This is a genomic window from Pseudomonas sp. (genome assembly GCF_050739995.1).
Taxonomy (GTDB): Bacteria; Pseudomonadota; Gammaproteobacteria; order Pseudomonadales; family Pseudomonadaceae; genus Aquipseudomonas.
Map to the genome: position 1 here is coordinate 1 of NZ_JBOICG010000565.1, position 16,482 is coordinate 16,482.

Annotated in this window: 11 protein-coding genes and 2 tRNA genes; 2 read left to right on the plus strand and 11 right to left on the minus strand. The window is 57.7% G+C overall.

Features of this window, described 5'->3' with window-relative positions:
* Nucleotides 1–169 precede the first annotated feature (169 nt).
* Together ACRESD_RS18720 and ACRESD_RS18725 are read left to right on the plus strand one after the other, a co-directional pair.
* Nucleotides 170–1,060, plus strand: coding sequence for a LysR family transcriptional regulator (locus ACRESD_RS18720; protein ID WP_431752272.1), 891 nt, complete (start codon nt 170–172; stop codon nt 1,058–1,060).
* A gap of 65 nt (nt 1,061–1,125) precedes the next feature.
* Nucleotides 1,126–4,416 carry a PAS domain S-box protein gene (locus ACRESD_RS18725; protein WP_431752273.1) on the plus strand — a complete coding sequence of 1,097 codons (3,291 nt, stop codon included), beginning with the start codon at nt 1,126–1,128 and terminating at the stop codon, nt 4,414–4,416.
* A gap of 2 nt (nt 4,417–4,418) precedes the next feature.
* On the opposite strand, the gene ACRESD_RS18730 is transcribed toward ACRESD_RS18725, so the two are convergent.
* From ACRESD_RS18730 to uvrB, 11 genes are all read right to left on the minus strand, one after another.
* Nucleotides 4,419–6,353 (minus strand): hypothetical protein, encoded by a 1,935-nt coding sequence (locus ACRESD_RS18730; RefSeq protein WP_431752274.1) that lies wholly within the window; start codon nt 6,351–6,353, stop codon nt 4,419–4,421.
* 269 nt (nt 6,354–6,622) lie between these two features.
* Nucleotides 6,623–7,435 carry a hypothetical protein gene (locus ACRESD_RS18735; RefSeq protein ID WP_431752280.1) on the minus strand — a complete coding sequence of 271 codons (813 nt, stop codon included), beginning with the start codon at nt 7,433–7,435 and terminating at the stop codon, nt 6,623–6,625.
* Between the two features lie 218 nt (nt 7,436–7,653).
* On the minus strand, nt 7,654–8,592 hold the full coding sequence (locus ACRESD_RS18740; RefSeq protein WP_431752275.1) for a hypothetical protein: 939 nt from the start codon (nt 8,590–8,592) through the stop codon (nt 7,654–7,656).
* A 550-nt stretch (nt 8,593–9,142) separates the two neighbouring features.
* Entirely contained in the window at nt 9,143–10,120 is a 978-nt protein-coding gene (locus ACRESD_RS18745; RefSeq protein WP_431752276.1) for a tRNA dihydrouridine synthase, read from the minus strand.
* Between the two features lie 55 nt (nt 10,121–10,175).
* On the minus strand, nt 10,176–10,610 hold the full coding sequence (locus tag ACRESD_RS18750; RefSeq protein WP_431752277.1) for an acyl-CoA thioesterase: 435 nt from the start codon (nt 10,608–10,610) through the stop codon (nt 10,176–10,178).
* A 40-nt stretch (nt 10,611–10,650) separates the two neighbouring features.
* Nucleotides 10,651–11,484, minus strand: coding sequence for an alpha/beta hydrolase (locus ACRESD_RS18755; protein ID WP_431752281.1), 834 nt, complete (start codon nt 11,482–11,484; stop codon nt 10,651–10,653).
* A 15-nt stretch (nt 11,485–11,499) separates the two neighbouring features.
* On the minus strand, nt 11,500–12,039 hold the full coding sequence (locus tag ACRESD_RS18760) for a TetR/AcrR family transcriptional regulator (protein WP_010209050.1): 540 nt from the start codon (nt 12,037–12,039) through the stop codon (nt 11,500–11,502).
* Nucleotides 12,040–12,219: 180 nt separating this feature from the next.
* Nucleotides 12,220–12,295: transfer RNA gene (locus ACRESD_RS18765), tRNA-Glu, on the minus strand.
* Nucleotides 12,296–12,372: 77 nt separating this feature from the next.
* A tRNA-Ala gene (locus ACRESD_RS18770) sits at nt 12,373–12,448 on the minus strand.
* Between the two features lie 147 nt (nt 12,449–12,595).
* Nucleotides 12,596–14,077, minus strand: coding sequence for a glutamate--tRNA ligase (gene gltX, locus ACRESD_RS18775; RefSeq protein ID WP_431752278.1), 1,482 nt, complete (start codon nt 14,075–14,077; stop codon nt 12,596–12,598).
* A 188-nt stretch (nt 14,078–14,265) separates the two neighbouring features.
* The gene (uvrB, locus tag ACRESD_RS18780; protein ID WP_431752279.1) at nt 14,266–16,281 is read right to left on the minus strand and encodes an excinuclease ABC subunit UvrB; all 2,016 of its coding nucleotides are present in this window, start codon (nt 16,279–16,281) and stop codon (nt 14,266–14,268) included.
* Nucleotides 16,282–16,482 lie beyond the last annotated feature (201 nt).

Consider the following 16,482-nt stretch of genomic DNA (forward strand, 5'->3'; position numbering starts at 1 on the left):
GTCGTAAAGCGTTTTGCCGGCCATCACGCGGTCCTCATCAGGTGTTTCTATGCCCCGGGCCTTGAACGATTCAATAACCCTTTGGCTTGTGAGGCTGATGGTATGGCGCTACATTAAATAACTCAAATTCATATTTTTTATGCTTTGAATTACCAAATGGAATACAACAATGGACCTGGCCAACCTCAATGCCTTTATTGCCATCGCTGAGACCGGCAGCTTCTCCGGCGCCGGTGAACGCCTGCACCTGACTCAACCGGCCATCAGCAAACGCATTGCCGGGCTGGAACAACAATTGAAGGTGCGCCTGTTCGACCGCCTGGGCCGTGAAGTCGGCTTGACTGAAGCCGGGCGGGCCTTGCTGCCGCGTGCCTATCAGATTCTCAACGTATTGGACGACACGCGACGGGCGCTCACCAACCTGACCGGCGAAGTGAGCGGCCGACTGACTCTGGCCACCAGCCATCATATCGGCCTGCACCGTTTGCCACCGATCCTGCGCACCTTCACCCGGGAATACCCCAATGTGGCGCTGGATATTCAGTTTCTCGATTCAGAAGTGGCCTACGAAGAAATACTCCATGGCCGTGCCGAAGTGGCGGTGATCACCCTGGCACCCGAACCGCACCACGTGGTTAAAGCCACACCCGTGTGGGACGACCCTTTGGATTTCGTGGTGGCGCCGGAACACAGCCTCATCAGCAATGGCACAGTCAACCTGGCCGACATCGCCCAGCACCCGGCGGTGTTTCCGGGTGGCAACACCTTTACCCACCATATCGTCAGCCGGCTGTTCGAGGCCCAGGGGCTGACGCCGAACATCGCGATGAGCACTAACTATCTGGAAACTATCAAGATGATGGTCTCCATCGGCCTGGCCTGGAGCGTTCTGCCACGCACTATGCTGGATGACCAGGTGGCAAGTATCGCTTTGCCGGGCATACAGCTCAGTCGCCAGCTAGGCTATATCGTGCACACAGAAAGGACGCTGTCGAACGCTGCGCGGGCTTTCATGAGCCTATTGGATGCACAGGTCGATCTGCCAGGGATACCGGCATGAAGCCGTGCGGCCTCAAGGCCTGAAGAAAACCGCGCGAACGCCCATTGAGCCAAGGCCCTTTGATAATGCGCAACCCCGTCGATTCCGTGCCACCCCTGCCCCGCATCTACGCCTTGGACCCCAAGGACGCGGAGCAAAGCTGGGACAGCGCGCCCCAATTGCTGGCGGCTCTCAATGCTGCACGGCTGGGTGCGTGGTGCTGGGAAATCGACACTGGCCGGATTAGTTGGTCGCGGGGCACTCAAGCGCTGTTCGGGTTTGATCCCAGGCAACCACTGCCCCAGGACCTGGACTACCTCGACTTGCTCGCACCCGCCGATCGTGCACGCGTGGTGCGGGCTTTTCATGCCGTGCTGGCAGGCGAGCCGTTCGAACAAGCCATGCATCACCGCATCCAGTGGCCAGACGGCAGTCTGCACTGGCTGGAAATCAATGGCAGCCTGGCGCCGGACAAAGCCGGCCGGCGTCGAATGATCGGGGTGATCCGCGAGATCACCCACCAGCGCGAACGGGAAACCGCCCTGAGCCACTCCGAAAAGCGTTTCGCCACACTGTTTCACCTGTGCCCCAACATGGTCCTGCTGACGCGTCAGTCGGATGGGCTGATCAGCGAGGCCAACCAATACTTCGAAATGCTGTTCGGCTGGCCGGTAGCCAATGCCATCGGTCGCACTACCCTTGAACTGGGTCTATGGCGCCACCCCGAACAACGGGCGCTGCTGGTCAAGGCCACCCAGCGCAAGGGTGAACCGATCACCATGGAAGTGCAGTTCTGTGCCAGTAATGGCCAGATCCACGACGGTACCCTCAGCGCACAAAAGGTCGAGCTGGAGGGCGAGGCTTACCTGATCAGCACCTTTCTCGATACCACCGAACGCAAAAATGCCGAGCAAGCCCTCAAGGACAGCCAGGAACGCCTCGATCTGGCGCTGGATTCGGCGCAACTGGGCACATGGGATTGGCATATCCCCAGCGGCATGCTCTACGGCTCAGCCCGTGCTGCCCAACTGCACGGCCTGCCGCCAGAACCCTTCCACGAGCCCTTCGATGCGTTTTTTGAAGGCATGTCAGATGAAGATCGCGAGGGCATGCGCAACGCTTACCGCAGTTTGCGCGAGGGTCCGCACGGCAACTACCAGATGACCTACCGCGTGCTGATGGAAGACGGCAGCCCACGCTTCCTGGAAAGTCGCGCCCGCCTCTACCGCGATGAAGCCGGCAAACCGCTGCGTATGGCCGGCACCTTGCTCGACATCACCGATCAGGTCGAACGCGAACAGCGCCTGACGGCGTCCGAGGAAAAATTCGCCAGCCTGTTCCAGGCCAGTCCCGACCCTATCTGTGTCACGTGCCTGGACAGCGGTGCGTTTATCGAAATCAACCCGGCCTTTACCCAGACCTTTGGCTGGAGCGCCGCCGAAGTGATCGACAAAAGCGCCGAGCAAATCGGCTTGTGGGAAGATTCGAGCAAGCGCCTGCAACGCATCGAGCAAGTGATTCGCGAGCAGGCATTAAGCAACGTGGCAATCGTGGTGGACCACAAGAACGGCCAAAGCCTGACCTGTATGATTTCCAGCCGATTGATCAAGGTGGGCGACCAACCGTGCATCGTCACCACCTTGCGCGACATCACCCAGCAGCAACGCTCGGAAGCCGCCCTCAAGGCCAGTGAGGAGAAGTTCGCCAAAGCCTTCCATTCCAGCCCCGATGCAATTTCCATCACCGAGCGCGATACCGGCCGCTATGTCGAGGTCAACGATGGTTTCTGCCGGCTGACCGGCTACCGCGCCGAAGAAGCCATCGGCCTGACGCTATACCAAATCGGCATCTGGGCCGATGAAAACCAGCGCGCGGCACTGCTGGCCGAATTGCAGATCAAAGGCCGCATTCATCACCTGGAAATGCTCTGGCACAACAAGCGTGGCGAGGTGCTGGCAGTGGAAGTCTCGGTCGAGCCCATTACCCTGAATGAAAGCCCGTGCCTACTGCTGACGGCCCGGGACGTGAGCCTGCTGAAAAACGCCCAGGCGCAGATTCGTCACTTGGCCTATCACGACCCGTTGACCAACCTGCCCAATCGGGCGCTGTTGATGGACCGCCTGAGCCAGCAGATCGCCCTGCTCAAGCGCCACAACCTGCGCGGCGCCCTGCTATTTCTCGACCTTGACCATTTCAAGCACATCAACGATTCCCTCGGCCACCCGGTGGGCGACACCGTGCTGAAAATTGTCACTGCACGCCTGGAAGCCAGCGTGCGCATGGAAGACACCGTGGCGCGCCTGGGCGGTGACGAGTTCGTGGTGCTGCTGAGTGGCCTGGATGGCACGCGCATGGAGGTCAGCACCCAAGTCCAGGAATTGGCCAACACCCTGCGTGAACTGCTTTCGGAGCCAATGTTCCTCGATGGTCACCGCTTGCAGGTCACACCGAGCATCGGTGTAGCGCTGATTCCAGATCACGGCTCCACGCCCGCCGACCTGCTCAAACGCGCCGACATTGCCCTGTACCGGGCCAAGGACTCGGGACGGAACACCACGCAGATGTTCCACAACAGCATGCAAAAAACCGCCAGCGAACGGCTGCGCATGGAGACCGATCTGCGCCTGGCGCTATCACGCGGTGAGTTCAGCGTGCATTACCAACCGCAGGTGGATGCGCGTGGCAACAAGATCGTCGGCGCCGAGGCCTTGGTGCGTTGGCAACATCCGCAACTGGGCGCACAGTCCCCCGCCGAGTTCATCAAGGTGCTGGAGGACAGCGGCCTGATCCTGGAGGTCGGCACCTGGATTCTCGATGAGGCGTGCGGCGCCTTTGCGCAATTAATTGCCGAGGGCCTGGTGGACCCGCTGAATTTCAGCCTATGCGTGAACATCAGTCCCCGACAATTTCGCCAGAACGACTTCGTTGAGCGGGTGGAGCGCAGCCTCAAGCAACATCGGTTGCCCTACAGCCTATTGAAGCTGGAAATCACCGAAGGCATCGTGATCCAGAACCTGGATGACACGGTGGTCAAGATGCGTCGCTTGAAAAAGCTCGGCGTAAGCTTTGCGATGGACGACTTCGGCACCGGCTATTCGTCGCTGACTTACCTCAAGCGTCTGCCGGTGGATGCGCTGAAAATCGACCAGTCCTTCGTCCGTGACGCGACCCATGACCCCAACGACGCCGAGATCATCCGCGCCATCGTCGCCATGGCCCGCAGCCTGAACCTGGAGGTGATTGCCGAAGGCGTGGAAACCCAGGACCAACTGGCGTTCCTACAGGGCTTGGGTTGCCATTTTTACCAAGGGTATCTGCACAGCCGACCACTGCCCATGATCGGTTTCAGGGAGCGCTTGATCGCAGGTGACGGCTAGGTTTAAACCAGTTTCAGGGCGTGGCCGCCCCCCTGCATCCAGTGCGAGCCTTGCAACGCGCGCTTGGCGCCATATTGATCCATGACCCCCTCGACAACGACCACCGAATGCCGGAAGTTCGCCAAGGTGCCTGGTACGCCTGACGCCAGTTCCTGCACGCTACTGGGGCGAGTGAAGGCGTACAAGCCAAGGCGGCGCAATGCATCACCGGGTATTTCCCCATTGTTCAGCGTTTGCAGGGCGGCATCGAAGCCGGTACCGGCGCGGAACTCATGATTCTCCAACTGAGCACGCTTGGCGCTTGCCGCATAAAGGAACACAGCGTCGTCAACCAATCCCCTATCCTCTCCATGGAAGTTGGCAGCCGCTCGTGCCATTTCCAGCTCGCCGCGGGTGATGCGCACCGTGCAACCATCGCGCATGGTGATACTGAAACCTTCAGGCATTTCAGTGACACGCTTGAAGATCCCCATAGGGTTTTGCCCGTACTTCATCATCGCCGCCTTGATGGCCGACACCGTGACACAGTTGCCCTCTACGCCTTGATAGAAGCCGCCCCAGATATCGGCAGGCTTGACTCCAATGGGTGCAGCAGAGAAATGCGCAGGCCTGCCGTTAGATTCGGTGGGGGCTTCTGCGGCAAGCTGATAGCCATAGTCCTTGATGACAACCCCTTTTTCACCGTTGTGATGCTTGATGCCGTCCACGACCAACGCACCTGAATAGTTAAAGGTGTTGATGACGCCGACACTGTCTGGCTCGCGCAGCTTATCGGGAGGAGCAAGTCGTAAGAAACCAATCAAGCCCATCCCTTTCAAGATGTTGTAAGTATGTTCTCCGCGTAAGCTACTCGATAACGCCACGTCAAACTTACCATTGCGCTCAACTTGCTTGCGCTTGGCAAATGCAGCCAGCATGAAATTGGCATCGGTGACCATTTGCACGTCAGAGCCAATAAATCGAGAAACTTCAGTCGTGCGCTCCAACTCCTGATGTGACAACGTCACTTCAAACCCATCTTTCATGGTGATGCTGTATCCGTTCTTCGTAGCCTCGATTTTTTCAAACATATCGGAGGGCGAGCGACCAAACCTGAGCATCATCATCTTGATGACTGCGGCATGGCTGCTCAGGTCGAATACTTCGCCAAAATTTCGCGAGGCCACCGTGAATCCTGACAAAACCTCGGTCACCTGGGGACGGACACTTTTCTTGGCCGGGTCAGCCTCAGGCACGACGATCGGCGTGATTGGGTCTGGAACGATACGGGGCTTCGGCACACTATCGTTCACCAGCGTATACATGTGGGTTTGATCGGGTGAATGCGCCCTGCCAAAGCGGTGAGCCCTGCCGGCGTAAATCAGCGATGAACCCGCGTCATAGCTGTCAGCAACCCCTGCTCGCCCTTCGGCGACAACCGTTGCAGTGGGGACGTACTGGAGGTGGCCGGACAAGCCCATGCCTTTGAGCATATTGAAGGTCGTCTCACCCTGCAAAGACTGGGTCAAGACGGCCTCAAAACTTGGCAGACCAGTAGCATTGCCGCTGCCCAGTTGTTTGCGTTTGATGAACACGGCCAACGCAAAATGGGCATTGCCTGTGACCTCACTGTCACTACCAGCAAAACGCGATGCGGACGCAGCCTGCTGCAACTCCCATTGGGAAATATGCAGCGTGTAACCGTCTTTCATGGTCACGTCATAGCCATCGCCATTCCCCCTGACATCGTGGAATAAATCGGTAGGTCGCGTACCGAAAGTGAGCATCATCAGTTTGATGACTGCACTGTGCGAACTGGCATTGAATTGTTCCCCGAAGCCACGCTCCGTGGCATCGAAGGCAGTAATGAGAGAGGAATGTTTGTTTTCCGAGTAATTCGATAATTGCGTCGTCACAGGATTTGAACGCGCGAAAGATCCGACTGCAAATATAGTCATATTATTAGCTCTTGAATGAAGTAGCTGGACAACTCCATAACTGGAAGTGCTTGGCTTTCACAAGCCAGTGCCTGAAGTAAAAAGCACGTTGAGGTTGATCAGTCAGACTGCCAAAACAACTTTAAACATACTCTTGGCTCCCCGACTCATGAAAACATGCACATCATCAACGTGCCAAATCAAGACATACAATAAAAGTTGGCATCCATGCGAGCATTCCTTGATGACCGCATTGCAGCTGCAGCGATCAATTAAATCAAACGACGTCATCAAACTAATGCAATGGCTTGCCCGTCGGTAGGTCGACTACCTTTCCTCCCGTAGATCTCCTCCTTTCCATCTACAACAGCAACCGAGTGTCCGCGCCTATTGACCATACCAATCAATGAACTGTCAGCAAAGGCACTCACCGACACTCGCTTCATATGATCCTTTAACCCCAACCGTTTGAAACCCTCCCCCGGCCCGCTTTCATCTTCACCGTCGTTGAGGCTCCTGATGGCGGCATCGAAACTTCTGTTCGCCCACCCGTCGTTATTCTCGATTTGTGCACGCTTGGCAGAGCAGGCAAACAAGAAGTGCGCATCCTTTAGCATTTCCGGATCAGTCATCCCGACAAAGTTTGAACCACGAATGGCGCGATCCAACTCAGACTTTGTCAACTTCAACTCGAAGCCATCACGCATAATGACCTTGTAACCATCCATGACTTTCTCAACAGACTTATAAATATCCGTTGGGCTTTGGCCAAATTTCATCATTGCCGCCTTTATCGCTGAAATCGTTACGCAATTACCGTTCTTTCCCTGGCGAAAGCCATTCCAGATATTGTCGGGCTTTGCACCGTTACGCTTAGTGGAGAGCTCGTGCATGGGCTCGCGGTGTTTATCGACAACATTCGTATCAGGCGCAGGGGGTGCAGGAGGTGGGGGGACGGGTAAGTTTCTATTGGTCGAATCAGGCGATCTTGCATCTGTACGCAGGAGGCTCTGCAACTGGTTGAAGAACCGCGTAAATAGGTCGACCAGCATACTCAGCGTGGCTGCGGAATCTGCGTTATTGCCAACGCTCACGGGCTTCACATCTATGCGGGGAGCCGGCGTTGCAGTACGAACGTTACCCCGATTAACAGAATTCAATACCCCACGAACGACAGGGTCTGGAGATTGGAAAGGCTCAATAGTTGGTCGTGCAACTGGGTTATGGTTTATCGATAACATGCTTCAAACCTTTTTGAGTGCTCCCTGACCGCATTGGCCAGGGAGCGAACGTTTATGTTCAACGCGTCAAGACAGCAGGCTCAGAAACGAGAACGGAGGCTGGGCCTGACAGCCCGGAAGTTGTCCGAACGGTCGCGGGACCGCTGGTTGAAATCGTTCAAGTCATCCGGTGCAGGGCAGGTAAGTTCCGGAGTGGGCCGGGGATCAGGCGTCGGAGTGACGGGAGGCTGCGGTGATGGTTGTGTATCGACCATTGGCTTAAGCGGAGGCTGCGGAGTTGGCAGCGTATCGACCAGTGGAGTAGACCGGGGCTGCGGCGAGACTTTTTCATTTGTATGTGGGCAGTGACAGTTCTGGACCTGCACCGTGACGTTAATATCAGGCGTCAGATTGGTATTAGTCTTGCCGTCAGGTGCAATGGTCACCTGATTATGTACATTCGGCATGACCTTCATCTCTTGGCCTGGCTTGACCGTTGCCTTGGCATCCGCGTCGGGCACAACCTTGGGTTGCGCGCCCGTATCCGGGACAACCTTGGCATCGGATTCAGGCAACACTTTTTTCTTGGCGTCCGCACCGGGCGTCACCTTCGGTTGTGCACCCGCATCCGGGACAACCTTGGCATCAGGTTCAGGCAACACTTTTTTCTTGGCGTCTACGTCGGGCGTTACCTTCGATTGTGCACCCGCATCCGGGACAACCTTGGCATCAGGTCCAGGCTTCACTTGGGGCTGAGCATCCAATTCCCCGGGCAACTTGGGCAGCACCCCCATGCCAGCAAGCATGCTGCGCATGGCCTTGATCGCGAACTCAAACATGGTGAACAACTTCTCCAAGGACTCCTTATTCAGGGTCATATTGTTTTCTTTTGGAGCCGGACTACTGTCTTTCAGAAACTTACTTAAATTATCCACCGACGGAGACACTCCGAGCGGCTTATCAGCTGGCACTGACGATTGATTAAGCGGTGCATAATTTGTATTCATCGGCACGAACGAATTGGTCGATACGTTAGACATATTTTTATTCCTGAGATCGCACCTCCCCCCGTACTAGCAGGAAGCAGGCACTTGCTGATTAAGTATGAAACAACGACGAGCTCTACAAACTCGCCAGATTCGTGGGAGCACAACGAAGATGAGTTCCGAAAAATCAGAACTCATATAAGGAAACCAATTGACCAGAAGAGAATTATACCTATGGACATTCGGAAAAAAGCCAAGACTGCGCGCCCCAGCCGCTTAACTCCTGGAAACTTAAGGCAACACCCCAAACAAAGGCAACTTGAAGAAAACAATAAGATCATTTAACTCGCACAGCGTGTGTTAATTGATGCGCACGCCACTACTTAAAAAACAGCCTAAAAACCACAACGCATAAAAACTTCGTAGCAGTCAAATCCAAGGCTTACGCTTACTTGCATATATCCCGCAATAACACCGCATTCAACCCACCTGAAAAACTGCCCTTAACAAGGCGCTGCTCCACCCTAACGTAATCTTTCAGACAAAAAAATGGCGCCTTTCGGCGCCCGTTACAGCAGAGGATGAAACACTTATATATGCAAACCTAATCTTGCAAGATCATCGACTGCTCACTCTGGCTGGGCATACCCAGTAAACGTCCCACCTGCCCCAGGTCGGTCTCCCTACGCATCAGGGTAAACAGCTCCACCGCTTCAGGATAATTGCGAGTGAGCATCGCCAACCATTGCTTCAAACGCCCCGGTGCCTGACGCTCGGTCAGTTGTGCCACCGACTGGGTCCAGAAGTCCTGGAGCATGGGTTGCATCTCTGCCCAAGTCATCTCGACCACTTCCTCACCCGCACGCGCGGCAGCAATCTGTCGGGCCAGGTCCGGGCGCGCCACCAGGCCACGACCCAGCATGATGTCTTCGGCACCGCTGACTTCGCGGCAACGCTTCCAGTCTTCGACACTCCAGATATCACCATTGGCGAACACCGGCACGTTGACCACGTCCTGCACGCGCGGGATCCACTCCCAGTGGGCGGGCGGCTTGTAGCCATCAGTCTTGGTGCGCGCATGCACCACGATATGCGCCGCACCGCCTTCGGCCAGAGCCGTGGCACAGACCAGGGCACCGTCCGGGCTGTCGAAGCCCAGGCGCATCTTGGCAGTGACCGGAATGTGCGCTGGGACAGCGCGGCGGACGTGTTCGACTATCTGGTTGAGCAGCTCCGGCTCCTTGAGCAGCACCGCACCGCCACGGGACTTGTTGACGGTCTTGGCTGGGCATCCGAAATTGAGGTCGATGACCTGCGAACCCAGCTCACAGGCCAGGGCGGCGTTTTCCGCCAGGCACACCGGATCGGAGCCGAGCAATTGCACACGCAACGGCACGCCGGCGGCGGTGTGGGCGCCATCCAGCAGTTCCGGGGCAAGTTTGTGGAAATACGCCGGGGTGAGTAGGCGATCATTGACGCGGATGAACTCGGTCACGCACCAATCAATACCGCCGACACGGGTCAGCACGTCCCGCAGGATGTTGTCGACCAACCCCTCCATGGGCGCCAAAGCAATTTGCATGGAAAACACTCAACAAAAATCGTGGCGCAGTTTACTGGGTTTCCCACGGCAACCGTTACCCCCCTGTCAGGGCGGGGCCATAACCGTCGAGAAATTCAGCGGGCATGCGCTTGGGCTTGCCGGTGGACAGCTCAATGCAGACAAAGGTGGTTTGCGCACGCAGCAGGGTCACACCATCACGCGGGCGGACCAGTTGGAAGCGTCGAGTCATCTTCAGGCGTTGATCCCAGTCGACGATCCAGGTGGCCAGTTGCAGGTCGTCACCTTCGTAGCCTGCGGCCAGGTAGTCGATCTCATGGCGCACCACTGCCATGGCGCGGTCCAGGCGGCGATATTCGGTCAGGTCCAACCCCAGGCGCTGGGAGTGGCGCCAGGCGCAACGCTCCAGCCAGGACACGTACACCGCATTATTGGCGTGCCCGAGGCCGTCGATGTCTTCAGGGGCGACCTGCAGATCGATGATAAACGGCGTTGCCAAATCCCAGCCCATGCCTTGCTCCCAGTCGATTAATGTCGGCGGGGAGAGTGTATCAGGCGGTTTGCCGCTCCTGTAAACGACGACCAGCCAGCAGCGCCAGTACAGCGTCGATCACGCGAGGATCGGCCAGCACTTTCTGGTGCCCACCTTGCTCCAGACGCAGTAGCCGGCTGTCGAACCAGGCCTCGTGAATGGCTTGAGAGGCTTTGACTGGAACGAAGGTATCGTCTTCAGCGTGTACGACCAAGCCGGGAATGTTCATCTGGTAATGGGCCACATCCAAATGTTTGAGCGGCATCCCGAAAGTCAACTCGACTTCCTGGATAAACGCCGAACGTGCCCGCGCCGGTAAACCGACCATCGTGGTAAAACCGCGCAGCACATCCAGAAAGCGCGACGGCGCGGCGATACTCACCAACGCCTCGGTACGCAGGCCCAACTGCACCGCCAGCATCGCACTGGCGCCTCCCATGGAATGGCCGATAACGGCGTGCAGCGGCGGCAATTCGGCAGCAGCCTCAAGCATGGCACGGGCAAACAGCAACACGTGCGCTTCACGCCCTGGCGAACGGCCATGGGCAGGGCCGTCCAAGGCGATCACTGAGTAACCGTTGTCGACCAGCGCGGTGATCAGGCTGGCGAACTGAGTGGGCCGCCCCTCCCAGCCATGCATCAACAACACCGCAGGCCCCTGCCCCCAACGCAAGGCAGACAAACCGAAACGCAAGGTGATGCGCTCCGATTGCGCCAGCAATGGCAACTCCCAATCACGCGGCGGCAGCTCGCGTGGCGTCATGAAGGCACGACGCATCGTGTTGGCCACCGTTTGCGGTGCCAGATGCCCCAGGGTGCCGTTGAAGCGACGAATCCAAGTTAACGTGCCCATCATGACAACCCTCTTCTAGCGCACGGCCGACTTGGCGGCGCGCAGCACACGATCAGACAATTCCCCAGGCCCCAAGGCACGGGCCAAGGCCAAGCCACCGATCATCAGCGCCATGTCAGCCAGGGCTTTGTCGGTGTCTTCAGGGCTAGCAGCGAGTTGCGCAGCCATCAGCTCGCAGTGTTCGTTCAGCGCCTGGCGGAATTCGTCCGGCAGGCGGCTCATCTCGCCGACGGTCGCCGGGATCGGGCAGGCCTGGGCGGTTGAGTCACGGTGCTTGCGTGACAGATAGAACGCCGCCACCAGGCTTCTGCGCTCCTCTCCGGTCAACTGGGCATCCATGTCATCAATCGATGCACGACGCTTGGCCAGCAACTGGGTGAAGGCCTCCAGCATCAGTGCGTCCTTGCTTTCGAAGTGCGCGTAGAAGCCACCGACGGTCAGCCCTGCCGCGCCCATGACTTCACCCACACTCGGTTCGGCCGGGCCGCGCTGGATCAACGCGGCGCTGGCGGCCTGCAGAATGCGTTCGCGGGTTTGCGCTTTTTTATCGCTCATCGTTACCTCCGACTGTCATGGTTGAATATTATTACCATAATAATATTGCGCAAGCGACAGGCATGACCGCTGGTCAGAAGAAAAGAATGAGATAAGGAGAGAATTGGCCAAACGCCAGACAAACAAAAGGGCCATTCAATAATTGAATGACCCTTAAAAATCCCGCAGAGCGGGTAATCGTGGCGTCCCCTAGGGGACTCGAACCCCTGTTACCGCCGTGAAAGGGCGGTGTCCTAGGCCACTAGACGAAGGGGACACAAACCTTCTGTACATTGATCAGGCTGAGACTGATCGATTCAAGGACGGTGTGGCCGAAACCTTGAACCTGTAAATTGGTGGAGCTAAACGGGATCGAACCGTTGACCTCTTGCATGCCATGCAAGCGCTCTCCCAGCTGAGCTATAGCCCCTCATCGGTGAGGACGGGGCGAATCTTAATGGCGGTTTGGAAGTGTGTCAAATTTATTTTCAACAATTTCAAAAGTTTTTTGCCGGGATAACAATCACTTACCGGCGAAACCCCGAAAAACCTGGGTTTCGCCGTTACAGCAGCCAGCTTAAGCAATAGCGCCCAGCAGCTTTTCCCACTCTTTGTTTTCTTTCTTCGACACACCACCAAGCAAATCAAGGGCTTGGCGCAGACGGAAACGCGTGAGGTCCGGGCCAAGAATTTCCATCGCATCGAGCACCGACACCGAACTGGCCTGCCCGGTAATCGCGGCAAACATCAACGGCATCGCATCACGCAATTTCAACTCCAGGGACTCCACCACCGCCTGGATCGTCGCGGTAATCGCATCCTTCTCCCACTGGCGCAGGCTTTCGAGCTTCCACAGGATCAACTGCATCAACTGGCGCACCTGATCACCGGAGAGCTTCTTGGACTCGAACAGCTTGGTATCCGGGTTCACGCCCCCGGCGAAGAAGAAGCTGGCCAACGGTGCGACCTGGCTGAAGGTCTCCACCCTGCCCTGCACCAGCGGTGCAATCTTCATCATGTACTCGGGGTTCAGCGCCCACTGCTGCACACGGCTGGCAAACTCTTCCACCGGCAGGTCACGCAGCCACTGGCCGTTGAGCCACGACAGTTTTTCGATGTCGAAGATCGGACCGCCCAGGGAGACACGGGACAGGTCGAAGTTGTCGACCATTTCCTGCAGCGAGAACTTCTCGCGCTCGTCCGGCATCGACCACCCCATGCGGCCCAGGTAGTTGAGCATCGCCTCAGGCATGAAGCCCATGCGCTCGTAGAAGGTCACCGAGGTGGGGTTCTTGCGCTTGGACAGCTTGCTCTTGTCCGGGTTACGCAGCAGCGGCATGTAGCACAGCTGCGGCTGCTCCCAGCCGAAGTACTCATAGAGCAGGATCAACTTGGGCGCCGACGGCAGCCACTCTTCACCGCGCAGCACGTGGGTGATGCCCATCAGGTGGTCGTCGACCACGTTGGCCAGGAAGTACGTGGGCAGGCCATCGGTCTTCATCAGCACCTGCATGTCCATGCGGTCCCACGGGATCTCGACGTCACCGCGCAGCATGTCCGGCACCACGCACACGCCCTCGCTCGGCACCTTCATGCGGATCACGTGAGGTTCGCCGGCGGCCAGGCGCTGGGCCACTTCTTCCTTCGACAACAGCAACGCGCGGCCGTCGTAGCGTGGGGTTTCGCCACGGGCCATTTGTTCGGCGCGCATCTGATCCAGCTCTTCAGCGGTGCAGAAGCATGGGAACGCATGGCCCATGTCGACCAGTTGCTGGGTGTACTGCTTGTAAATGTCGCTGCGCTCGCTCTGGCGATATGGGCCGTGCGGGCCGCCGACGTCCGGGCCTTCCGCCCAGGTAATGCCCAACCAGCGCAGGGCATCGAAGATCTGCTGTTCCGACTCGCGGGTGGAGCGCAGTTGGTCGGTGTCTTCGATCCGCAGGATGAATTCACCGCCGTGCTGCTTGGCAAAGCAGTAGTTGAACAAGGCGATGTAAGCAGTACCGACGTGGGGATCCCCAGTAGGCGATGGCGCAATGCGCGTGCGGACGGTGGTCATGGCAGGTCTCGAATGGGCGATAAAACTGAAAATTGAAACAAGGGGCGAATGGTAACACCAGCTTGGGTGATTCCGGGAGATCGAGGCGCCGCCTTCGCAGGCAAGCCAGCTCCCACACTTGAATGTATGCGCCAATCAAAATGTGGGAGCGGGCTTGCCCGCGAAGAGGCCAACCCATTCACTGCAAATCAAACAGCCAGCAAGCGCTCCCGCAACTTGCCAATCTCGTCCCGCGTCTGTGCCGCCGCCTCGAACTCCAAGTCCCGCGCCAACTGGTACATCTTCTCTTCCAGTTGCCGGATACGCTTGGTGATCTCACTCGGCGAGCGCAGTTCGTTCTCGTACTTGGCGCTTTCCTCGGCGGCCTTGGCCATCCCCTTGCGCTTCTTGCTGCGCGAACCTGGCACGGTCGCGCCTTCCATGATGTCGGCGACGTCCTTGAACACACCCTTGGGTGTGATGCCATTAGCCAGGTTGAAGGCAATCTGCTTGTCGCGACGACGCTCGGTCTCGCCAATCGCCCGCTCCATGGAGCCCGTAATGCGGTCGGCGTACAGGATCGCACGCCCATTGAGGTTACGCGCCGCGCGGCCAATGGTCTGGATCAACGAGCGCTCCGAACGCAGGAAGCCTTCCTTGTCCGCATCCAGGATCGCCACCAGCGACACTTCCGGCATGTCCAGGCCTTCACGCAGCAGGTTGATGCCCACCAGCACATCAAAAGTACCCAGGCGCAGGTCGCGGATGATCTCTACACGCTCCACGGTGTCGATATCCGAGTGCAGGTAACGCACACGCACGCCGTGGTCGGCCAAGTAGTCGGTCAAGTCCTCGGACATGCGCTTGGTCAGCGTGGTGACCAGCACTCGCTCTTCCAACGCTACGCGTTTGGTGATTTCCGACAATAAGTCATCGACCTGGGTCAACGCCGGGCGGATTTCGATTTCCGGGTCTACCAGGCCGGTCGGGCGCACCAACTGCTCGATCACGCGACCAGCATGCTCGGCCTCGTAGTTGCCCGGCGTGGCAGACACGAAAATGGTCTGTGGGCTGATACTTTCCCATTCATCAAAGCGCATGGGCCGGTTGTCCAGCGCCGAGGGCAGGCGGAAGCCGTACTCCACCAACGTTTCTTTACGCGAACGGTCGCCCTTATACATGGCACCGACCTGCGGCACGCTGACGTGGGATTCGTCAATCACCAGCAAAGCGTCCGGCGGCAGGTAATCGTAGAGCGTGGGCGGCGGCGCCCCAGCCTCACGACCCGACAGATAGCGCGAGTAGTTTTCGATACCGTTGCAGTAACCCAGCTCCAGAATCATCTCCAGGTCGAAGCGGGTGCGCTGCTCCAGGCGCTGGGCTTCCACCAGCTTGTTGTTGGCGCGCAGGTATTCCAGGCGCTCAGCCAGCTCGACCTTGATGCCCTCGATAGCGCCCATCAGGGTTTCACGGGGTGTCACGTAGTGGCTCTTCGGGTAGAAAGTGAAGCGCGGCAACTTGCGGATCACCTCGCCGGTCAACGGGTCGAAGGCCGACAGGCTCTCGACCTCATCATCGAACAGCTCGATGCGAATCGCTTCCAGGTCGGATTCGGCCGGGTAGATATCGATCACATCGCCACGCACACGGAAGGTGGCGCGGGCAAAGTCCATGTCGTTGCGCGTGTATTGCAAGCTCGTCAGGCGACGCAGCAGCTCGCGCTGGTCGAGTTTGTCGCCACGATCAACGTGCAACACCATCTTCAAATAGGTTTCCGGGCTGCCGAGGCCGTAGATACACGACACCGTGGTGACGATGATCGCGTCCTTGCGTTCCAGCAATGCCTTGGTCGCCGATAGCCGCATCTGTTCGATGTGGTCGTTGATCGACGCATCTTTCTCGATGAAGGTATCGGACGACGGCACATAAGCTTCGGGCTGGTAGTAGTCGTAGTAAGAAACGAAGTACTCCACCGCGTTGTTCGGAAAGAACGCCTTGAACTCGCCGTACAACTGCGCAGCCAAGGTCTTGTTCGGCGCCAGCACCAAGGTCGGGCGGTTGATCTGGGCGATCACGTTGGCGATGCTGAAGGTCTTGCCCGAACCGGTTACCCCGAGCAGCGTTTGGTGCGCCAAGCCAGCCTCGATGCCTTCGACCATCTGGCGAATGGCTTCCGGTTGATCGCCGGCGGGCTCAAAGCGGGTGACGAGTTGGAAATCCGACATAACGTACCTCGTGAAGTCACTCCCAGACTGTAAACCCGTCGAGGACGAAATAGACCACCCTCCGCGAAGATTCAGAGCGGATAGTAGGAAAAACCATGATAGCCATAGAAGTGGTGGCGAATGTGATGGGTTTCAAGGCAATCGTCCTACACGCCCTTACCGATCAATGTTGCAATAAGACTAACGGTCGGCAAATAAACC